Origin of the sequence: Gilliamella sp. CG25, assembly GCF_046635705.1 — a bacterium.
Lineage (GTDB): Bacteria > Pseudomonadota > Gammaproteobacteria > Enterobacterales > Orbaceae > Gilliamella > Gilliamella apicola_I.
Genome location: NZ_JBIDFJ010000011.1, coordinates 49,912 through 72,091, shown reverse-complemented (window position 1 = coordinate 72,091; position 22,180 = coordinate 49,912). Strand labels below are relative to the sequence as shown.

Here is a 22,180-nt window from a genome sequence, read left to right as displayed (position 1 = left end):
AAAAATTGTGTTATGATAACGAAATATATTTTATGACGAATTTTAGGTGAGCTTTGAATACTTCGACTAAATCTACAAAAAAGAAACCTACTCAAAAAGTAAAAAAAAATAAAAATAAAAAACGCTCACTTTGGCGCCGATTTTTGTCATTGCTATTTAAACTGTTTTTAGTTTTTGTGGCTGTGACCGTAATGTATGGTATTTATCTCGATCAACAAATAAAAGAACGCATAGATGGTAATGTTTGGGAATTACCAGCAGCTGTTTATGGTCAAATTATCGATCTTGAGCCAGAAAGTGAATACAGTTTAAGCGATGTTGTAACGTTGTTAATAGGTGCACAATATCGACAACAGGATACGCAAGCTACTCGACCCGGTGAATTCATCGTCAGTAATGATGCTGTTGAAATATACCGTCGCCCTTTTACTTTTCCTGATGGTGAAGAACAAGCTTTTCGAGTTAGAATTACGTTCTATGATAATCGAATAGATCGTATTACTAATTTAGATACAGGACGTGATTTTGGATTACTTAAGATCGATCCAAAATTAATTACAATGATGCACTCACCTAATGGAGAACAACGTTTATTTGTTCCTCTCAAAGCATTTCCTGATTCACTGATTAAAACTTTAGTTGCCACTGAGGATAAACGTTTTTATGATCATCATGGCGTGAGTTTATATTCGATTGGGCGAGCAATTTATGTCAACCTTACCACGGGCCGTACTGAAGGTGGAAGTACGTTAACTCAACAAACTGTAAAAAACTTATTTTTAACTAATGAACGTAGTTTAAGCCGTAAAATACGCGAAGCCTATATGGCGATGATTCTTGATGCTCGTTATAGTAAAGAACGTATCTTAGAGTTGTATTTAAACGAAGTTTACTTTGGACAAGCTGGGAGTGAGGAGATCCACGGTTTTCCACTTGCTAGCCTTTACTATTTTGGTCGTCCTGTTAATGAATTGACGCTCGATCAGCAAGCAGTTCTAGTTGGAATGGTAAAAGGGGCTTCGTTATATAATCCTTGGACGCAACCTAAACAAGTTTTAGAACGCCGAAATGTTGTTCTAAAGCTGACCGAGCAACAAGGAATTATTGATGATGAGTTATATAATCTATTAAGTCAGCGCCCACTATCTGTTTTACCAAAAGGTGGTGTTATTTCGCCACAACCTGCTTTTATGCAAGTTGTTCGTAGTGAATTAAGAAAGCAATTAGGTGATAAAGCAGATCACCTTTCAGGAATGAAGATTTTTACGACATTTGATCCTGTTGCCCAAGCAGCGGCAGAACAATCAGTTACGAATGAAATTGAAAAATTACGTAAATCAACTAATAAAGATTTACAAACAGCCATGGTTATTGTTAGCCGAGAAACCGGCGAAATTCGTGCAATTATTGGTAGTGCAGAGCCTCGTTATCCTGGTTACAACCGTGCATGGTTAACCCGAAGAGCAATTGGTTCACTTGCTAAACCTTCAACATATTTAACAGCATTAGGGCAACCGGATCGTTTTCAACTTAATACGTGGTTGGATGATTCACCACTTTCAATAAAGCTTGATAATGGTTCGTACTGGCAACCGAAAAATTATGATCGTAAGTTTCGTGATCGTGTCATGTTAGTGGATGCTTTAGCACTTTCGTTAAATGTACCAACCGTCAACTTAGGGATAGCTCTTGGTCTTGATGCGACTAAAAATACCCTGCAAGCATTGGGTGTGCCAAGTGATCGTATTACGAATCTACCTTCACGATTATTAGGTGCTTTAGAGTTAACACCTTTAGAAACAGCACAAATGTTCCAAACGATTGCAAACAATGGACAACGTTCGCCGTTATCTATTTTAAGATATGTACTAACGGATAAGGGAGAATTGGTATATCAAAACTATCCTAAACAGATTCAAGCTGTTTCACAGCAATCAGCCTATTTAACTACTTATGCTATGCAACAAGTTGTGGAATCGGGGACATCACGGTCTCTAAAACGAAAATATGGATCATTTAACTTAGCTGCTAAAACCGGAACCAGTAATGATTCTCGTGATAGTTGGTTTACAGGAATTGATGGTAAAAATGTCGCTGTTGTTTGGATTGGGTTGGATGACCATTCGCCAATGAAATTAACAGGTGCAACAGGTGCATTAAAAATATATAGTGAATACTTACAAAATAATCCACCTAAAAGGTTATCGCTCCCGATACCTCAAAATATCTACATGCTATCGATAGATAATAATGGCCAGTGGCAATGTGATGATCGTAGTGGTCGAAAGTTACCTGTTTGGACAACCAATACACAAAGCTTATGTAACAACAATAATCAACCGACTCCAAGTCAGCAAGTACCAACTTGGGTCACTGAAATGTTAAATAATTAGGTGAAATAAAATGCCTGAATTACCCGAAGTGGAAACAAGTCGCCTAGGTATTTTGCCTTATTTAAAAGGGCAAACTATAAAGCAAATAGTAGTTAGGCAACCAAAATTACGTTGGCCTGTTGATGAACTCATTCATCGTTCTCATGGAGAAGTGATTTTGGATGTCAAAAGACGTGCAAAATATTTGTTGATACAGCTAGCACATAATTGGATTATCATTCATTTGGGAATGTCTGGTAGTTTGCGTATTTTACTTGATGAACAACAGGAAGTAGCAAAGCATGATCATATAGACTTGGTTTTAGAAAATGGTGTTGTATTGCGTTATACTGATCCAAGACGTTTTGGTTCATGGCTCTGGGCTAATTCGCTTGAAGAGGTTTCTCAATTAAACCATTTAGGGCCTGAGCCTTTGAGTGATGCGTTTTCAGCAGAGTATCTGTTGGCGCAAGCGAAAAATCGTCAAATACCAATTAAAAGTTGGATTATGGATAATCATATTGTTGTTGGTGTAGGAAATATCTATGCATCGGAATCGTTGCATATGGCAAAAATTAATCCCAATCGAAAAGTGAATTCATTACATTTAGCCGAGTTTGAAAGATTAGTTTCAGCTATCAAGCAAGTTCTGACTAAATCGATTAAACAAGGTGGAACGACACTAAAAGATTTTCTTCAATCTAATGGAAAGCCTGGTTATTTTGCTCAAAAATTACAAGTATATGGGCGAGAAGGACAAGAATGCCATAATTGTCAGACTATAATAAAATCGCAAAAAATAGGTCAGCGGAATACTTTTTTTTGTGATAATTGTCAAAAATAGTAAAAAACAAATGGATACTTATTTTTTTTCAAAACGATAAATATGTTAATAAACACACTAGGCTAAAACATCTTTTCAGACAGTTTGAAAATTTTTAATTTTAAAACAATTATTTTTCTTTTTTTGATAACTCAAAAGTTAAATTAGCATAACCAATCTTTTTAACAAAAAAAGCGTTAAAATTATATTAACCTTTTTATTCCATATACTATAGACTTGTTATTTAATATCAGCTATCTTTCTTAATGAAAAAGTATGTAGAAATTGTTGAAATATAAAAATTGCCATTTTTAAGTGATAATAATCGTATGTTTTAATTTTTATTACTTTTCTCCAACTACTAATATATAGTGAATCTAACGTAGTTATTTATGTTTAATTTAAGGAATTTAAGATGATCAAATACGCCTCTCGCTTTTTGATAATTTGTTCTATATTTTTATTTGCTTTAATCAGTAATAGTTGGGCAGATAATACAGGGATTCAAATAAATATTACTGAAGGTGTCAGTACCGCAAAGCCTATTGCTGTTTCACCATTTAAATGGACAGGATCGGGAGAACCACCCCAAATAATTGAAAATATTATTGCATCTGACTTACGCAATAGCGGTAAATTTAATCCAATCGACATCGAAAATATGCCACAAAAACCGACAACCGCATCTGAAGTTAATTCTGCTGTATGGAAAAATCTTGGCGTTTCAGCTGTTGTCGTCGGTTCAATTCAACCTGATGCTTCAGGGAAATACCACATTACTTATCAATTAATCGACACCGTTGATAAACCGGGTGCTATTTTGGCTGAAAACCAATTTACAATAAGTCAACGTTGGGTGCGTTTGGCCGCACATTCGGCAAGTGATGAGATATTCGAATCACTTACTGGAATTAAAGGGGCCTTTAGAACACGCATCGCTTATGTTGTAGAGACCAACAGAGGGCCGTACACGCATGAATTAAGAGTGTCTGACTATGATGGTTATGATCAAGTAACCGTTCATCGTTCTAAAGCCCCACTTATGTCACCAACTTGGTCTCCGGATGGTAAAAAATTAGCGTTTGTTACTTTCGAAAGTGGAAATTCTGCATTGGTCATGAAAAATTTAGAAAACGGCGCCATTGAAACCGTTGCTTCTTTCCCTCGACATAATGGTGCTCCCGCATTTTCACCTGATGGTACAAAGTTGGCATTTGCACTTTCTAAAGATGGTAACTTAAATATTTATATTAAAGATTTAAATTCTAAACAAATCACTCAAATTACAACCGGTCGAAGTAATAATACTGAACCTTCTTGGATGCCAGATAGCCAAACAATTGTTTATACGTCAGATCAAGCTGGACGTCCACAACTTTACAGTATCAATATAAATGGTGGTACACCTCAAAGATTAACATGGGATAATACTCAAAATCAGAATGCTCGTGTTTCTCCAGATGGATCGTTTATTGCAATGATTTCAACCAACAATGGTGAACAACACATCACGAAATATGATATGGCAACCAAAACCTACCAAAGATTGACTGATACATTTTTGGATGAGACTCCAAGTATTGCGCCAAATGGTACCATGATTATTTACAGTTCGACGAAAGGATTAGGATCGATTTTGAATCTTGTTTCGACTGATGGCTTTTTTAAAGCTGAATTACCCGTATCAGATGGACAAGTGAAATTTCCATCTTGGTCACCTTATTTATAAATTACTGTCGAACTTGATAAATTAAAATGATAAATATTCAATTTATACTGAAGAGTTAAGAAATATAATATATCAACTTTATTTCCAAACTGGTAACAAACGATATTTGAAATCAGTTGGATCGGCTAAAAATAAATATTAATTTATTTAAAAACACAAAGGAGTTATTACAATGCAATTCTCTAAATATCTTAAGGTAGCAGCTATAGCTTTACCATTAATTGCTTTGACAGCATGTTCTTCTAAAAATGGTACCGACGCGAATGGTAATTTTAGCGATACTTTAACAAGAGAAGATCGTGCTTTGCTTGCAAGATTACAACAACAAGAAATGAATACTGTCTATTTCGATTTTGATAAATATAATGTTAAACCTGAATATAATCGCATGTTAGATGTTCATGCAGGTTTCTTACGTGCTCATACCTCAATGAAAGTTGTGATTCAAGGGCATGCTGATGAACGAGGAACACCAGAATATAATATCGCACTTGGTGAACGCCGTGCTGTAGCTGTTGCTTCTTATCTACAAGCGAATGGTGTCTCTTCTAGTCAAATGCTGATAAGATCATTTGGTAAAATGCAACCTGCCGTATTAGGTCATGATGAAGCTGCGTACGCTAAAAATCGTCGAGCGGTTGTTGTATATTAATTATATTTCATAACGGCTGAAGGTTCAGCCGTTAATTTTTCATATTGAGTTTTCATTTATGCATAAAAAAATAATTACATCACTCATATTGCTTTTGTTTACCGGTTACGGTTATGCAGCAAGTAATGCTGAATTAGAAAGAATGATACAAGCACAAGGACAGTTATTGATTGAGAGTCAGCAAAAGATTAGTGATTTACAATCGGATGTTGATACCTTACGTGGTCAATTGGAAGATACCAAATATCAACTAAATCAGACTATTGAACGTCAAAAAATGATTTTACAACAGATGACCAATGGTACCGAATTCTCATCAAATCAAACTAACAACTCATCTAATCAATCAGCATCACAAACTACCCAAACTGAATCGAGTGCAACTTCATCAAATTTAATAAATTGGACAACCACAGGAAATGATAAAACCGATTATAATTTTATTATGCAATTTATTAGTGATGCTAATCAAAGTAATGAACTCATTTTAGCTTTTAAAAAGTTTTTAGAAACTTACCCAAAATCGATATATCGTGCTAATGTGAATTATTGGCTTGGTCAAGTTTATTATAAGCAAGGTAAAAAAGATGATGCGACGTTTCATTATGCAACGGTAGTGAAAGATTTTGCAAACTCAGCGAAAGCACCAGATAGTCTTTATAAAGTAGGCTTGATTTTACTTGAAAAAGGAGATAATAAGAATGCTAAAGCTGTTTTTCAACAAGTAGTCAATAAATACCCTAAAGATAAAAATGCGGTGAACCTTGCCAAAAAGAAACTCGCTTCACTTTAGTCAAAACGTATGAAAAACCAGCTTTTGAAAAAAAGCTTTCAGAAAAGGGTTGCATTACCTCATAATTATAAGTAATATAGCAACCCGAAATTGCTTGTACCTATAGCAAAAAAGGTGCAAAGCGTCTCTTCATAATGGGTTGTTAGCTCAGTCGGTAGAGCAGCGGACTTTTAATCCGTTTGTCGAGCGTTCGAATCGCTCACGACCCACCACTTTCTCTCCTTCAAAATCAAATTAGAAATCAATTGAATTTAACAAATTTTAGTGATCATATTTATCGGAAATAATATTAAACCATTATTCTGTTAAGCTTAAAAGATGGGTTAACACAACAAAAGGGTTAAAAAATTATGTTCATTTGTTAAATTTTCTCGATTTTAAAGCAATCTATTTTACAGCCTATCTATAGGATAGGGTAAATACAGAGACCTCCTTTTAATTAATTATACTCAAACCGCAATCCATTTAAACAACCATTGAATAACGCTTAATTTCAGTTAGATTTTAATATTTTTTGTCGCAATATTTTTATAAAACAGAAAATAAGTTGTAAATGTAAATAATAATCATTATCATATTTATTGTTGCTTTAACTTTAGCCAACTGAAACAAATTATAATAAAACGATAAAAGATAGGAAAAACAATGAAATTAAGTCATCAATTCGCTATTTTGGGGCTAATAAGTACAGCACCCTTTGTTAGCGCTCAAGATAAAATAGACGATGTTGCAAACATCGAAACAATGAAGGTTGTTGCCAACATTACCGATATCAATGACCAGCGAATAAAAAAATCATCAACCGCGACAAAAATGCCATTTGATATTAAAGATATACCCCAATCCATTAATTCCGTTAACATTGATCAAGAAAAAATTTTTGGACAAAATGATTTAAGTGTAATCGTCAATAAATTACCCGGTGTTGATACTACTTATGATATGCGGGATGAAGGCATAAAAATACGCGGTTTTTCCGCAAGTTCTGGCGATATTTATCGGGATGGTGTCCGTGCAAGTGGGCAAGTTAGGCAAAGTACAGCCAATATTGAACGCGTGGAAATATTAAAAGGTCCCGCTTCGGTACTCTATGGTCGTGGTTCTGGTGGGGGAATGATAAACATGATTAGTAAACAAGCTAATTTTGATTCACCTACTGTTTTAAGCTTACGTAGTGGTTCATGGGATAAATATGGCGGTATGGTCGATATTAATCATGTTGTCGATGAGAAACTAGCGATCCGAATGACAGTTGATCACCAATCAGAAAAAAGTTTTCGCAAAGGAATTAAACAAAGAGACACCATGGTATCGCCAAGTATACTCTATGATAATTTAGACGGGTTTAATTGGTTAGTACAATATACTCATGATCACTTATGGCGTAAACCAGACCGAGGACCAGCTTACTATAATTTACCAAAAGGGGTTTCAATTAAAACAACCTATGCGCATCCTGACGATTACGTAAAAGATAATTTTAAATCATTACGTTCGGTGATAGGTTTTGAATTTAATGATGATTGGTCACTAAAATTAACTAACCTTTATCGTCAAGCGAGTCAAAATTTTGACCATATTTATGGTGGTGATTATTGTCATTTAAATGGCAAAACAAATAGTGGAAAAACGTGTAACTATGCAGGAAAACTACAATTTCGACGAGCTTGGCAAGAAACAGATAATAAAATCTATAGTAATACACTCGATGTAATAGGCAAATTTACTACAGCAAGTATCGGTCATGATATGTTAGTCGGCATTGAATATAATATTGAAAAACGTCAACCTAGATTAGCATTAACGAGTGTTTACCCTGAAGTCGTTGATCCTTACCATCCACACTGGAATTCTAAAAAACCACATTACAATAAGCTAAATACTAAAACGAATCATAAAGCGACTTCAAAAGGGATTTATTGGCAAGATTTAATGAGTTTTACATCACAGTGGAAATTGTTGATGGGCTTACGCTATGACAATTACGAATTTGCATCAGATAATAAAATTAAACATCAAAGCCGTTCATATAATGGTCACTCGTTAAGCCCTCGAATCGGTTTAATTTGGCAACCTATCGAATCGCAAAGTTTTTATGCTTCCTATAGTAAAAATTTTGCACCTTATGGTGGACGAGGACTGATTACCATTTCAACAGACTCGAAAACGGTTTACGATAATAAACCACAATATTCAAGGCAATATGAAATAGGCGTAAAAAGTGATTGGTTAAATGATAAATTATCTTCTCAAATTGCACTTTATAATCTTGAATTATACAACGTTCGTTATCAACCCGATGCGGTGAACGATCCTTATAATTGGCAGGTAAAAGGCAGTGACCGTAGTCAAGGTATCGAGCTAAGTATCATCGGACAATTAACACCAAAATGGTACATTAACAGCGGTATTGGTTATCAGCAAGCTAAAGTTCATAAAGATAAAAAAATGCCAGTTAATCAAGGAAAATATTTGCCCAATACATCTAAGCATAGCGGTTACTTAAATATACGTTATTTGCCTTATAACAATTGGTTTACTGAAGTTGAGGTTAATTATAAGGGATCAATGTTTAATGATGATAAAAATCAATTAAAACGTCCTGGGTATGTTGTATGGAATGCTGCAATAGGGTATCAATCTTCTTCTTTTGAAATGACTTTTGCAGTAACAAATTTATTAGGAAAAGAATATTGGCGTTCAAGTAGTATGCCTGGCACGCCTAGAGCTGTATTGTTAACTGCAAGTTATAAATTATAACCAATGAAGAAATAAAAGCGGAATGAAATAAAAATCCTATATTGAATAATTGATGATAATATTTGTCTGATTAGTATTTCAATCCGCTTATTGTTTGAATGGTAACAATATTTCAATTCATAAACATTATTATTTATAAAAAAGCATGGTGAAATAAATGAATAATTTGTAGACTATGCCTATCATTTGTTTTTTGGCTCCTATCTTATCTATGAATTTATTAAAATCTTTAGCCACTGTAAGTTCAATGACAATGGTATCTCGAGTTTTAGGCTTTGTTCGAGATGCAATAATTGCACGTTTTTTTGGTGCAGGAATGGCTACCGATGCGTTTTTTGTGGCTTTTAAACTTCCTAATTTATTGAGACGAATATTTGCTGAAGGGGCTTTTTCACAAGCATTTGTCCCTATTTTGGCTGAATACAAAAATCAACAAGGGATCGAGGCAACACGGACTTTTATTGCGTATGTTGCCGGTCTATTAACATTAGTATTGGCTATCGTTACGTTAATTGGGGTAATGACTGCACCTTTTATCATTATGCTGACAGCGCCAGGTTTTATGCAAGAATCTATCGACAAATTTGAACTTGCAACCATCATGCTTCGCATCACTTTCCCCTATATCTTTTTTATTTCACTTGCTTCATTAGTTGGTGCCGTACTTAATACGTGGAATCGCTTTTCGGTTCCTGCTTTCGTGCCGACATTGCTTAATATTAGCATGATTGTATTTACGCTATTTTTAACGCCTTATTTTAATCCACCGGTGCTGGCATTAGCGGTATCTGTCGTAGTCGGCGGCATTTTACAATTGCTTTATCAACTTCCGACTTTAAAAAAGATAGGTATGCTAGTGCTACCTCGTATCAATTTAAAAGATAGTGGTGTATGGCGAGTGTTGAAACAAATGGGGCCTGCAATTTTAGGGGTATCCGTTGGGCAAATATCTCTAATCATTAATACGATTTTTGCTTCTTTCTTAATTTCGGGATCGGTTTCATGGATGTATTATGCTGACCGATTAATGGAGTTCCCAGCTGGCGTACTGGGTGTTGCATTGGGTACCATTTTATTGCCGTCATTAGCTAAAAGCTTTTCAAATGGTGATCATAAACAATATTCGGAATTATTAGATTGGGGATTACGTCTCTGTTTTTTATTGGCTTTGCCAAGCACAGTCGCATTAGGTGTAATTTCTCGTCCACTTATCTCAACACTCTTTGAATATGGACAATTTACAATAAATGACACATTAATGACACAACGTGCTTTAATAGCTTATTCTATCGGTTTACTTGGACTTATTCTAATCAAAGTTTTGGCACCCGCTTTCTATTCCAGACAAGATATTAAGACACCTGTCAAAATTGCGATTGTCACATTAATTTTAACGCAACTAATGAATATGGTTTTTATTGGTCCACTACAACATGCTGGTCTTTCGTTATCAATTGGGCTGGCAGCATGTTTTAATGCTGGATTATTATTTTGGCAATTACGTAAAAAGGAACTTTATCAACCACAGCCAGGTTGGGGTAAATTTTTAATTAAAATTGTGATAGCGGTACTGTTAATGTCATTAGTGTTATGGTTTGGATCGAAATTATTACCAGATTGGTCAACGGGTTCAATGTTAATGCGAATAAGTCGTTTATTGTTATTGGTCACGGTAGGTATCGTTATCTATTTTGCATCATTGATTGCAATGGGGTTTAAAATCAGGCATTTCATTAAACGAATTGATTAAATGATTTTTTCAAAATTTTATGAATAAACCGAATTATTGTAAGCATACCGCTTAATTGAAGTAGAGGCTGTCTTTATGACTTAAATGCAATAATTTAATCTAAAATATTCAGTTGGTTGGATATTAAAATCAGCGTTAAAATGAAAAAATACGATTGTTTGGTAAAAGAATATTTTTTACAAACATGGTTAACAAATAAGATAAATTTAAAACAACTATTAAGAATTAGCACAAAGTATTATACAATAGCCCGATATTTTCTAGAGTATAGCACAATGAGAGAATCATAATGAGCTGGATTGAAAAGATTTTAAGTAAAAATAATATATCATCAGATCATAAAAAAGCGAATATACCCGGTGGCGTTTGGACAAAATGCAGTAACTGTGAACAAGTCATTTACCAAGCTGAATTAGATCGTAATTTAGAGGTTTGTCCTAAGTGTGATCACCATATGCATATCCCTGCGCGCGTCAGGTTATACCATTTTTTAGATGAGGATTCAGATGTAGAAATTGGAACTGATCTTGCGCCAAAAGATATTTTAAAATTCAAAGATACTAAAAAATACAAAGACCGTTTAACTGCGGCTCAAAAAGAGACACGCGAAAAAGAAGCTATGGTTGTCATGAAAGGAACATTACTTGGTATTCCTGTTGTGGTTGCCTGTTTTGAATTCGCTTTCATTGGTGGATCGATGTCATCAGTTGTTGGGGCTTTATTTACCCGTGCTGCTGAACAAGCGATAGCCGATAAATGCCCGTTAATTTGTTTTTCAACAAGTGGCGGTGCAAGAATGCAAGAAGCACTTTATTCATTGATGCAAATGGCTAAAACCAGTGCAATACTTGCTAAAATGCAAGATGAAGGTTTACCTTATATTTCTGTCATGACCGATCCGACTATGGGTGGGGTTTCAGCTAGTTTAGCGATGCTAGGTGATATTAACATTGCCGAACCCAAAGCATTAATTGGTTTTGCAGGCCCACGCGTTATTCAACAAACTGTACGGGAAACTTTACCAGAAGGATTCCAACGAAGTGAGTTTTTACTGGAAAAAGGCGCAATTGATATGATCATTCATCGTAAAGAAATGAGACCTAAAATTGCCAGCCTAATTGCAAAATTAATGAAACTTCCCGATCCATTTAATGATGTGAATAACGATGAAATGACAATTGATGAGACAGTTTAATTGATCATGCAAAATGAAAAACCTAATGCCATGTCTGACTTAAAGACATGGCTTTGTTATTTAGAGCAACTGCATCATACTACTATTGATATGGGATTAGAGCGAGTAAAAATCATTGCTCAGCGTTTAGATATTTTGCAACCCGCTCCCTATGTTATTACGGTTGCAGGAACTAATGGCAAAGGTACAACTTGCCGAACATTGGAAATGATTTTACTCGCTTCAAAACGAAAAGTTGGCGTTTATAGCTCTCCTCATTTATTACGTTTCACAGAGCGGGTAAGAATTAATAATCAAGAGTCAACAGCCCAAGAAACGGTTAACGCATTTGTAGAAATTGAAAAAGTTCGTGGTGATATTTCTTTAACTTATTTTGAATATGCAACACTTGCAGCACTTTATCAGTTTAAAAAAGCAAAATTAGATGTAGTTGTGTTGGAAGTTGGGTTAGGTGGACGACTGGATGCAACCAACATTGTTGATGCAGATATTGCTGTTATCACAACAATAGACATTGATCATGTAGATTATCTTGGAAATACTCGAGAAAGTATTGGGCGTGAAAAAGCCGGTATTTTTAAATCGAAAAGCATTGCTGTTGTTGGTGAGCAAAATGTTCCTGTCACCATTCCATTGGTGGCAGAATCAGTTAACTGTCCTATCTATACGGTAAATAGCGATTGGTCTTATCAACAAATTAATGATAATCAATGGTCTTTTGAATCCCCCTTGGCAAATTATCATCATTTACCGATAGCCAATGTTCCGTTAGCTAATGCTGCGACAGCAATTGCAGCATTAAGTTATTCTTCTTTAAATATTACCCAAGACGATATCGTTAAAGGATTAAAACAAGCAAGCTTAGTTGGCAGATTTCAGACACTACAACATTCACCATTGGTTATTATTGATGTTGCTCATAACCCACATGCTGCAACTTATTTAATTAAACAATTAGCTCAATTAAAAGCTAAACAATCCAAAACAGGTAAAATAAGATTTGTTATTGGCATGTTGAAAGATAAAGATATAAAAAGTACATTATCCATTTTACAAGGCGATGTATGGTATTGCGCGACACTCTATGGTGAGCGAGGTTGCAAAGCTGAAGTATTAAAGCAATACTTGCTTGATAAAGAAGAAACCAGTGTTTTAACATTTGATCATGTGGCGGATGCTTATCAAAAAGCAATGCAAGATGCCAAAGATAATGATATTATCGTCGTATGTGGTTCATTTCATACGGTAGCTGAAGTTTTAGAGCAATATGAATTAAGTGAAATTAATCATGACGAAAGACAAAAATAACGCTTCAAATAATCAGAATAGAATGAGAAATCGACTTGTTGGTTTTGCCACTTTATTACTTATTTTAGCTTTGATAGCACCATGGATCATCACCGATAAATCGAATACAACAACATCGACTACGCCTATTTTACAACCGAACATAGTGAATCAGCAGTTTCAATCTGTCGAACATACCCCTGATGACAGCTTTACACAAAATAACTCAAGTGAGGTTGCTAATTTTCCTTATGCACTAGACACAGACCAAAATCCAAGTTCATTAATCTCACCTGAAATCAATGCAGAAGATGTCAATGAACCGATAACGACAGATCAAACGGTCACAACTACGCAAGATTCAAAATTATATATGATTCAGATAGCGGCATTAAGAAACAAGCAAAAGATTGAAGAACTTGTTGCGTTATTACGATTAAACAATTATAACGTTAAAGTTATTCCTAAAAAGCCAGAACCTAACCAATTAATAAAATTACAAGTTGGGCCTTATGCTAAAAGGGAGCAAGCAGAGCAAGTAATCGATAATCTTAATAATTTAACAAAACAAAAAAGCATTATTATTACTAATTAAAAAAAAATTTGTTCAAAAATAAAAGTAATAAATAATATCTCCTATAAATAATTAATTGTGAGTTACTATGATGAATTGGATTGATTTTACTATTATTGGCGTAATAATTTTTTCCGCCATGGTCAGTATAATACGGGGCTTTGTTCGAGAAGCATTATCTCTGATTAGTTGGGTGCTGGCATTTTTCATTGCGAGCCGATTTTATGCTTATATTACTCAGTATTTAACCTATTTTGATAGCGAATTGATCCGTACTTCTGTCGCAATAGCTATCCTTTTCTTAGCGACATTACTCGTTTGCTCATTTATTTCTTATGTTATTGGCTTATTAGTCCAAAAAACAGGTTTATCCGGGACAGATCGAGTATTAGGCATCTGCTTTGGTGCATTACGTGGAATATTAGTGGTTGCAGCTGTTCTCTTTTTTATTGATACTTTCACTCCCTTCTCGCAATCGCAATACTGGAAAGAATCACAACTTATTCCTCATTTTCATGTTATTATTCGTTGGTTTTTTGATTTTATACAACATTCGTCTTCATTTTTAGTGCAGTAATTTTGAGGTAATCATTGTATGTGTGGTGTTGTTGGTATTTTAGGATGTAGCACAGTTAACCAATCTATCTATGATGCATTGACTGTATTGCAGCATCGAGGTCAAGATGCAGCGGGTATTGTAACCATTGATGAACAAAACTGCTTTCGTTTACGTAAAGCAAATGGTTTAGTTAAAGATGTTTTTCAAGAACATCATATGCAACGTTTGCAAGGTACATTAGGAATTGGACATGTACGGTATCCTACAGCAGGAAGTTCAAGTCCTTCAGAAGCTCAACCCTTCTACGTTAATTCGCCTTATGGCATAGCACTTGCACATAATGGTAACTTAACCAATGCTAACGAATTACGAAATAAAGTATTTGAATTAGCAAGACGCCATATTAACACTAATTCTGATTCAGAAGTGCTACTTAATATTTTCGCCAGTGAATTAGACAAATTTCCAACTTATCCCCTTTCTGCAGATAATATTTTTACCGCTATACGTCATGTACATAATATTATTAAAGGCGCTTACGCTTGTGTCGCAATGATTATTGGGCATGGATTGGTTGCATTTCGTGATCCCTATGGCATTCGTCCTTTAGTTATTGGTAAACGCATTTTAAATAATCAAAAAGTGGAGTATATGGTTGCTTCTGAAAGTGTTGCTTTAGATATACTTGATTTCGAATTTATACGTGATGTCGAACCCGGCGAAGCGATTTACATTACACAAGATGGGCAATTTTATTCACAACAATGTTCAGACAATCCCCAATATTATCCATGTATCTTTGAATACGTTTATTTTGCACGACCCGATTCGTTCATGAATGGGGTATCGGTTTATCAATCACGTATATTGATGGGACAAAAATTAGGTAAAAAAATAGCACGAGAATGGAAAGATGTTGATATTGATGTTGTGATTCCAATTCCTGAAACATCTTGCGATGCTGCGCTTGAGATTGCTAGAATTTTAAATAAACCCTATCGGCAGGGCTTTGTCAAAAATCGTTATGTTGGACGAACATTTATTATGCCAGGTCAAGCTACACGCAAACTTTCTGTAAGACGTAAACTTAATGCTAATCGCATTGAATTTGAAGGAAAGAATGTCCTTCTTGTCGATGACTCTATTGTTCGAGGTACAACTTCGGAAAAAATTTTGGAAATGGTTCGCTCTGTTGGTGCTAAAAAAGTTTATTTAGCTTCGGCTGCGCCAGAGATTAGGCATCCTAATGTATATGGAATTGACATGCCAACAGCCAGTGAGCTTATCGCTTATAATCGCACAGTCGAGCAAATTGCTAAAGATATTGGTGCAGATAGACTAATTTTTCAGGATCTATCTGACTTAATCGACTCAATCCGTGAAGAGAACCCTAAGATTCATCATTTCGAGTGTTCAGTGTTTGATGGGCAATATATTACAGACGGTATTGATGAAAGCTATTTGCTTCAATTAGAACAAACAAGAAATCAAAATCAAAAAGCTTTTAATAGTAAAGAATCAGAAAATCTTGAAATATATAATGAAGAACAATAATTAGTATTCTTGCTGAAAATGACATTTTTATAAAAAAAGATACTAATATTCTAATATTTCTATCTTTTTTATCTGCTTTATTTAGTATTAGATAAAGAGAACTAATGTATTATTAATATTATCAAATTGATAAATAAATCCCACGTTTTATTTTAATCTATCTCTCCTCATATTCTGAAGACATTTTCATCAAATCTTTACAAATATTTTAAAAAAGTTATTGAACAATGACTTCTTTGTAATATAATCTTAAAAAAAGTAATTTTTTGTAAAGAATTTTAAAGACAATAAAAATGCTATCGTTTTTTATTCTAAACAAAGAAGCTTTTTTATCAAAAAGCTGAATAAAACGTGTTTTTGATACATATATTATCAATAAAGTGAAATATGAGGAATGATTAAGATGAAAACAAATCTTAATTTAAAAATTGTTTCAACCTTAGTTGTTCTGGCATTAAATTGCCAGACAGCTATGGCATTGGATTCGAAACAAGGCACTTCTACTGTTGCTGTAGACAACAGTAAAGTTATTGAACTTAAAAATGGTATTAAAGTTCGAGAAATGGTTAACAATAAAAAGGCTAGCCTTTACCAAATAGCATTAATAAGTGGTATAAATGTTGACCAACTACGCAAAATGAACAATGGGCGCTTTGATAAAAAGGATGTGATTGAAGAAGGTGAGCTTCTCGTGCTTCCTGAAAACTCCCCACTACTACCTGCCATCAGTACAAGTAAAGCTGAAGATACTAAACAAAGCAAATATACAAATTTACCGGATTTAGGATCAGATGAAAATTATGATGTACAGGCAGATAAAGATAAGCTTGCAACTCATGTTGCTTATGCTTTACAGACATTAGCAACACAAGATTGGAAACAACTATTATCATCTGAAAATGGTGGCTTATCAAGTCAATTGGCCAATCGAGGTAAGGATTACGCAGAGGATTATTTACGCAGTAGTGTGAAAAATCATGTTGTTGATCCACTTCGTACCGCTGCCCAAGACTTCTTAGGGCGTTTTGGTACGGCTCAATTATCTTTTGACGTTAGTGATAAAGGACAATTTAGTAACGTCAACGTTAAACTATTTAGTCCTTGGTATGATACAGAAAATACCTTGATATTTAGTCAAATATCATTTCAAGAATATGAACATAAACGACGTATTGGAAATATTGGTATTGGTCAACGTTGGGACTTTGCAGATAAAAAATGGTTATTAGGCTATAACGTATTTTTGGATCATGACTTTCAACGTTCACACAATCGTTTAGGTTTAGGTGTTGAGGCTTGGAGTGACTACATGAAACTTGCAGCTAACTATTATCATCCATTATCAAATTGGAAACAATCTCGTGATTTTGATGATTATTTAGAACGTGCTGCAAAAGGTTTTGATGTTCGTTTTCAAGGTTATTTACCACAGTACCCTCATTTAGGTGGTTCATTAATGTATGAACAATACTTTGGTGATAAAGTGGCATTATTTGGTAAAGATAACCTACAAAAAAATCCTAGAGCAGTGACAGCAAGCGTTGATTACACACCTGTGCCACTTTTTACCCTCAAAGCGGAACATAAGCGAGGACAAAATAATCAAAAAGCCACTTCTGCTTCATTGACGATGAATTATCGTATGGGGGTTCCTTTAAAAGATCAGTTAGATCCCGATATGGTTCAAGCAGCACGTTCATTAGCTGGTAGTCGTTATGACTTAGTTGATCGTAACAACTATATCGTTCTTGAATATAAAGAGAAAAAATTAAGTGTTGATTTAGGACTTGGATCTTTACAACTCGTTGAAGGACAAAGTTATGATGTTAGTATCGCTGTTTATAATGCGAAAGGATTAAGCAGTGTAAAATGGAATGGTGATATGTTTGAAATTGATGCAAATGGTGGATTCCTTTGTTATACAACAGGTATTTGTACATCTTCATCATGGGCTACACCAAAAGCAGATACTCAAAATTGGAAAATTGTTGCACCAAGTTATGTAGATGAAAATGGTAAACGTCATCCAATTCAATCTAATGGTAAATATACCTTATCTGTTTCCGTTACCGATAAAAAAGGTCGTTCAGCAACATCAAATCAAGTGTCATTTGAAGTTATCCCCGATCCTGTCATGCGTAAGATTGGTCTTTGGGCTGTTGATCGTAACGGCAATAAAACCACAATGGCTTCTAATTCAGCCGATGGTCTCAGTGCTATAACATTGATTGCCAGCCTTGTAAAGCCGAAGGTACCAAATGGAACAATTTCGGCAATAGAGGATGCAGTTGGTTTTAGTGATGAACAACTCATGAACCGAATTCCAGACTCATTTGATTCTGTACTTAAAGGCTGGACAGCAACAAGTAATGGCAAAAAAATCACCTTAATTGATGGTACTTCGGGTCAAGTAACGTCTTGTCCTAAACAAGAACCTTGTGTCATTGTGAAATCCTTTGAAAAAATCAAAATGGGTCAAAAAATTTCTGCTAAGGCAGCTACTGCTGGAGGCATGGATGCAATTGGTGATAGTTATGCATTAGATGTCGCTTCTAATATTGAAGGGGTGGTTGAATTTTGCACTTCAATAGATCAATTTGGTGCATCGTTCAATAAAGTATCCATAGATTTTGCTGGTGGTCAAGCCGGATTAATTAAAGTTTATCGAAGTGATGGGGTATTGGTTGCGACTCAAGCTGGAAACTTATTAGAGTTTGATCCTAATGGTTCAAAAGAGTGGAAAGTTGATAATGAATATTATGTCAAAGCATATGCGGCAGATGGTGTCACTGAAATGAATAGTCCATATGTGATTTGGTCTCTTGTAGGGTCTAATGCGGTTGCATGTCCTAATGGAGCGGCAACAGCAGCATTACCTGATGCAAGCAACAAACCAAATGGGCCTTGGTTTAATGTCGCAATGGGATATAACGCACATTATAAAATTAGAAGTATAAAAACAGGTAGTTATGCAACTTCTGGTTCGAGCATTATCGCTAATGCTGATGCTCCACAAGAGTTAAATCTTGATCCGATAAACGCAACGCCTTCAGCATGTGCAGGTGATCAAGGGTTTAGATTACAAGTATTTGTTAAATAGAATGGTTAATTAAAAAAGTGTTTTAGATAACCCATTTATAAGGGTTATCTAAAAGTTAAATACAAAACGGTGTATATTATTTTTGATATACAATAATTAATAAATGAAAAATAGGAAGTTAAACATGAAAAGTTTAATGATAAAAAATATTGCTTTAGGTCTGTTAATCGCTGGATGTGCAGCAAGTAACGCATATGCACTTAGCGGTGTGAGTGCTAAATATATAGTGGGTAATGCACCTGTAATTAAAAGTCTTGGCGGTCAAGATCACAGTTTAACAGTGTCAGTATCCTCTGATGCTGATGGTAACAATACCGTGGGTGGTCGAGCTGCAAAAGTTAATGATTATGTCGTTATCGAGTATACTTTACATGATGAAGATGGTGACAGCGATCCTTCAGGTAAAGTAGTAAAAGAAACGTTTAAAGCATTTTATAAAAGTGCGTCTGGTGAATGGAAAGAAGCCAGTTTAGCTGACTCAGATATTAAGTTCAGTAATGGTAAAATTACGTTTAAAATTACAAATGAGTTTGCTGGTGCAACACGAATTGGTTTCAAAGTATTAGAAAAAACTGAGTTTGGTTTACCATATACAAATAAATGGTTAAAAGTTGCTGATATTTGGAGTACGCAAGCACCAGGACAAGTGGATACATTAGATCCGACAGATCCAAGTAAAGCCCCTACTGATGATACTAATGGCCCGAATAAAGACGAAATAGGTAGTAACCCTAATGATGGTCCAGGTGAACAAAAAGATCCGAATAAAATTACAAGTGGACCAATTGAATCTGATGACATGAGGGTCTACATTTTAGCTGCTGATTCAAATGATAACTATAGTATAGCGGGTAGTACTTTCGTACCTAAACAAGGCGGAAAATATCGAGCTGTGGTATGGTTAGATTCTAATGGCAATGGTGCTTTAGATAGTGGTGAAGCTGACTTATCTGCAAATTACAACTTTACTTGGGAGTTAGACGGTACTTATGCCGGTGTTGGAGCGACAACAGATTCGTTAGCACAAAATCAAAATATAACATTAGGTCAACTTAACAACGATTCAATGTACAGTACGACCTACAAAGCAGGTGCTCAAGGTTATAAACTCAAAGTTACCGCAACCGCAAAATAATGCTTATTTAAGACAGATAAAAAACCACTCAAACGAGTGGTTTTTTTATAAATAAATTAGTTTGAACATCTTTTTAAATTAGTTTAAGCCGTTAAGTATTGTGCCATACTCATTAAGTTAAATACCCATTTAGGATAGACTCCGCAAATCATAATAAGTAAAGCAGAAAGGGTGATGAGTAACTCACTCATTCCAATTTTATGCCATTTAAAACTTACTACTGAATTATTGATAAATTGATCATCTAGACAAGTTGGTTTGATATAAAGGTTGATCACTAAACGAGCATAAAAATATAGGCCTAGCGCACTACCGACTACAACTGCTGCCATTAACCACCATAGTTCAGCGGTGACACCTAATAGGACTAATAAAAATCGACTAATAAAACCGAGAGTTAAAGGTGCGCCAGCTAATGAAAGCAAGCCTATTCCCATAGATAATGCAAGGATAGGGCGTCGCCAAAATAATCCCGACAAATCTAGCTCATTTTCATGATCTTGAAGCTCATTTGAGTGAGATTCTAAACTAATTACGCCCAGAACAGTAATATTTGCAAGAATATAACCTATCAAATAAACGCCGATTGTTTCTAAGGCCAAAACTTGATATTGCACAGCAATTAATGCAATTAATAAATAACCAAAATGTGCGATTGAGGAATATGCAAGAAGACGTTTTAAATTACTTTGCATAAAAGCAAATAAATTACCCCATAAAATAGAACAAAATGCCATCACAACTAAAATAATTCGGATGGTTTCATTGTTTACAATAGGAGCTAATAAAAATAGTCTTGCGATAGCGCAAAATATCGCAACTTTACCCACTGTGGATAAAAGAAGTGCGACAACCGTTGGTGCACCTTGATAAACATCGGGTAACCAAAGTTGGAAAGGAACAAGTGATAATTTAAAACCGACACCTACAAGCATTAAACAGACCCCCATTAATAACAGTGTGCTTGGGTAGGTCATAGTGGATAACTGATAACTTAAACCACTGAACGTTAATTCACCGGTGGATGCATAATAAAAAACAATACCCATTAGCAAAAAAGCACTTGCAACGGCGGATAAAATCATATATTTAATTGCTGCTTCAAGGGAGTGGGTTTGAATATATTGATATCCTATTAAACCCACAAAAGGAATGGAAAGCAACTCAATACCAATAAAGAAAGCGATTAAATGGCTGGCGTAGACTAAGGTCACTCCACCTAATGCCATGAAAAGTAATATTATATAAAATAATCCATGAGACTTTTGTTCTTGCTTAAACCAACGATATGCTAAGCAACTGACGATAATTGAAATTAATAAAATCAAACTGGTATAAAGTAAACCATAGCCATCACAGGTGAAAAGTACTGTAATTTCTTGGGAGTTCCAATTATTTACATTATTCGGTTGTTGAATATCTGAATGGGATTGATTTTTTTCTTGGTTATCCGCAATGTCTTCATTTTTCGGTGTTTCAGATGTTATAGTCTGTTCCGAATTGGATTCGTCTAACTGAGGTTGGCGGACTTGAGTCGCTGATTCTACGCTTGCATCATTATTATTGTCACTCAGTGCTTCTGTCTGATTAGTTTGTGGATCTGGTTGAGTTGGTGCGGCATCCACTGCTAACAATTTTGCATTCTGAAAATCAGGAGAAGTCAGTGGCAAAGAAGAGATAAATATTTGCATATTATCGCTGCTGATATCTGAAATTTTCTGATCATTGGCTGAAATTTTATATCCCATGACAGAAGCGCAAATTAATGCGAATATCAAACCACATAAAGATAAAATAGCGCAGTATTTTGTACTTACTTTGAAACGAAATAATGCAAACATTAGCGCAATAATAGTAAGACTTAATATATAAATAGGTGATAAAGCTATCATATCTT

At 34.9% G+C, this 22,180-nt stretch carries 15 protein-coding genes and 1 tRNA gene; 15 read left to right on the top strand and 1 reads right to left on the bottom strand.

The window, feature by feature from the left end; translation table 11 throughout:
* Nucleotides 1-53: 53 nt before the first annotated feature.
* The 15 genes from mrcB to ACGH6P_RS09120 all read left to right on the top strand — a co-directional run bounded on the left by mrcB (nt 54) and on the right by ACGH6P_RS09120 (nt 20,283).
* On the top strand, nt 54-2,393 hold the full coding sequence (gene mrcB / locus ACGH6P_RS09190) for a bifunctional glycosyl transferase/transpeptidase (RefSeq protein WP_411597321.1): 2,340 nt from the start codon (nt 54-56) through the stop codon (nt 2,391-2,393).
* A gap of 10 nt (nt 2,394-2,403) precedes the next feature.
* Nucleotides 2,404-3,216 carry a bifunctional DNA-formamidopyrimidine glycosylase/DNA-(apurinic or apyrimidinic site) lyase gene (gene mutM / locus ACGH6P_RS09185; RefSeq protein WP_267360444.1) on the top strand — a complete coding sequence of 271 codons (813 nt, stop codon included), beginning with the start codon at nt 2,404-2,406 and terminating at the stop codon, nt 3,214-3,216.
* 397 nt (nt 3,217-3,613) lie between these two features.
* Nucleotides 3,614-4,924: a Tol-Pal system beta propeller repeat protein TolB gene (gene tolB / locus ACGH6P_RS09180; protein WP_411597326.1), complete on the top strand. Its 1,311-nt coding sequence runs from the start codon at nt 3,614-3,616 to the stop codon at nt 4,922-4,924.
* 172 nt (nt 4,925-5,096) lie between these two features.
* Nucleotides 5,097-5,576 (top strand): peptidoglycan-associated lipoprotein Pal, encoded by a 480-nt coding sequence (gene pal, locus ACGH6P_RS09175; protein ID WP_267351457.1) that lies wholly within the window; start codon nt 5,097-5,099, stop codon nt 5,574-5,576.
* A 58-nt stretch (nt 5,577-5,634) separates the two neighbouring features.
* The gene (gene ybgF / locus ACGH6P_RS09170; RefSeq protein ID WP_267351458.1) at nt 5,635-6,369 is read left to right on the top strand and encodes a tol-pal system protein YbgF; all 735 of its coding nucleotides are present in this window, start codon (nt 5,635-5,637) and stop codon (nt 6,367-6,369) included.
* 136 nt (nt 6,370-6,505) lie between these two features.
* Nucleotides 6,506-6,581, top strand: a tRNA-Lys gene (locus ACGH6P_RS09165).
* Nucleotides 6,582-7,014: 433 nt separating this feature from the next.
* The gene (locus ACGH6P_RS09160) at nt 7,015-9,129 is read left to right on the top strand and encodes a TonB-dependent receptor (protein WP_411597320.1); all 2,115 of its coding nucleotides are present in this window, start codon (nt 7,015-7,017) and stop codon (nt 9,127-9,129) included.
* Between the two features lie 211 nt (nt 9,130-9,340).
* Entirely contained in the window at nt 9,341-10,879 is a 1,539-nt protein-coding gene (gene murJ / locus ACGH6P_RS09155; RefSeq protein ID WP_267360815.1) for a murein biosynthesis integral membrane protein MurJ, read from the top strand.
* A 289-nt stretch (nt 10,880-11,168) separates the two neighbouring features.
* Nucleotides 11,169-12,074 carry an acetyl-CoA carboxylase, carboxyltransferase subunit beta gene (accD, locus tag ACGH6P_RS09150; RefSeq protein ID WP_267351462.1) on the top strand — a complete coding sequence of 302 codons (906 nt, stop codon included), beginning with the start codon at nt 11,169-11,171 and terminating at the stop codon, nt 12,072-12,074.
* 3 nt (nt 12,075-12,077) lie between these two features.
* Nucleotides 12,078-13,382 carry a bifunctional tetrahydrofolate synthase/dihydrofolate synthase gene (folC, locus tag ACGH6P_RS09145; protein ID WP_411597325.1) on the top strand — a complete coding sequence of 435 codons (1,305 nt, stop codon included), beginning with the start codon at nt 12,078-12,080 and terminating at the stop codon, nt 13,380-13,382.
* Nucleotides 13,363-13,956, top strand: a complete 594-nt coding sequence (locus ACGH6P_RS09140; RefSeq protein WP_267351465.1) for an SPOR domain-containing protein — start codon at nt 13,363-13,365, stop codon at nt 13,954-13,956. Before folC ends, ACGH6P_RS09140 begins: the two co-directional genes overlap by 20 nt.
* A 70-nt stretch (nt 13,957-14,026) precedes the next feature.
* A complete protein-coding gene (locus ACGH6P_RS09135) occupies nt 14,027-14,512 on the top strand; it encodes a CvpA family protein (protein ID WP_411597324.1) in 486 nt (161 codons plus the stop codon).
* 18 nt (nt 14,513-14,530) lie between these two features.
* A complete protein-coding gene (gene purF, locus ACGH6P_RS09130) occupies nt 14,531-16,048 on the top strand; it encodes an amidophosphoribosyltransferase (RefSeq protein WP_411590599.1) in 1,518 nt (505 codons plus the stop codon).
* 403 nt (nt 16,049-16,451) lie between these two features.
* Nucleotides 16,452-19,148 carry an inverse autotransporter beta domain-containing protein gene (locus ACGH6P_RS09125; protein WP_411597319.1) on the top strand — a complete coding sequence of 899 codons (2,697 nt, stop codon included), beginning with the start codon at nt 16,452-16,454 and terminating at the stop codon, nt 19,146-19,148.
* A 124-nt stretch (nt 19,149-19,272) separates the two neighbouring features.
* The gene (locus ACGH6P_RS09120) at nt 19,273-20,283 is read left to right on the top strand and encodes a hypothetical protein (protein WP_267351473.1); all 1,011 of its coding nucleotides are present in this window, start codon (nt 19,273-19,275) and stop codon (nt 20,281-20,283) included.
* An 83-nt stretch (nt 20,284-20,366) separates the two neighbouring features.
* On the opposite strand, the gene ACGH6P_RS09115 is transcribed toward ACGH6P_RS09120, so the two are convergent.
* Entirely contained in the window at nt 20,367-22,175 is a 1,809-nt protein-coding gene (locus ACGH6P_RS09115; RefSeq protein WP_411597318.1) for an NADH-quinone oxidoreductase subunit N, read from the bottom strand.
* Between the last annotated feature and the right edge of the window lie 5 nt (nt 22,176-22,180).

Bases quoted from the DNA above. Each gene is read 5' to 3' on its own strand.
- mutM (WP_267360444.1), top strand. From the start codon at position 2,404: ATGCCTGAATTACCCGAAGTGGAAACAAGTCGCCTAGGTATTTTGCCT.
- pal (WP_267351457.1), top strand. From the start codon at position 5,097: ATGCAATTCTCTAAATATCTTAAGGTAGCAGCTATAGCTTTACCATTA.
- ybgF (WP_267351458.1), top strand. From the start codon at position 5,635: ATGCATAAAAAAATAATTACATCACTCATATTGCTTTTGTTTACCGGT.
- ACGH6P_RS09160 (WP_411597320.1), top strand. From the start codon at position 7,015: ATGAAATTAAGTCATCAATTCGCTATTTTGGGGCTAATAAGTACAGCA.
- murJ (WP_267360815.1), top strand. From the start codon at position 9,341: ATGAATTTATTAAAATCTTTAGCCACTGTAAGTTCAATGACAATGGTA.
- accD (WP_267351462.1), top strand. From the start codon at position 11,169: ATGAGCTGGATTGAAAAGATTTTAAGTAAAAATAATATATCATCAGAT.
- ACGH6P_RS09140 (WP_267351465.1), top strand. From the start codon at position 13,363: ATGACGAAAGACAAAAATAACGCTTCAAATAATCAGAATAGAATGAGA.
- ACGH6P_RS09135 (WP_411597324.1), top strand. From the start codon at position 14,027: ATGAATTGGATTGATTTTACTATTATTGGCGTAATAATTTTTTCCGCC.
- purF (WP_411590599.1), top strand. From the start codon at position 14,531: ATGTGTGGTGTTGTTGGTATTTTAGGATGTAGCACAGTTAACCAATCT.
- ACGH6P_RS09125 (WP_411597319.1), top strand. From the start codon at position 16,452: ATGAAAACAAATCTTAATTTAAAAATTGTTTCAACCTTAGTTGTTCTG.
- ACGH6P_RS09120 (WP_267351473.1), top strand. From the start codon at position 19,273: ATGAAAAGTTTAATGATAAAAAATATTGCTTTAGGTCTGTTAATCGCT.
- ACGH6P_RS09115 (WP_411597318.1), bottom strand. From the start codon at position 22,175: ATGATAGCTTTATCACCTATTTATATATTAAGTCTTACTATTATTGCG.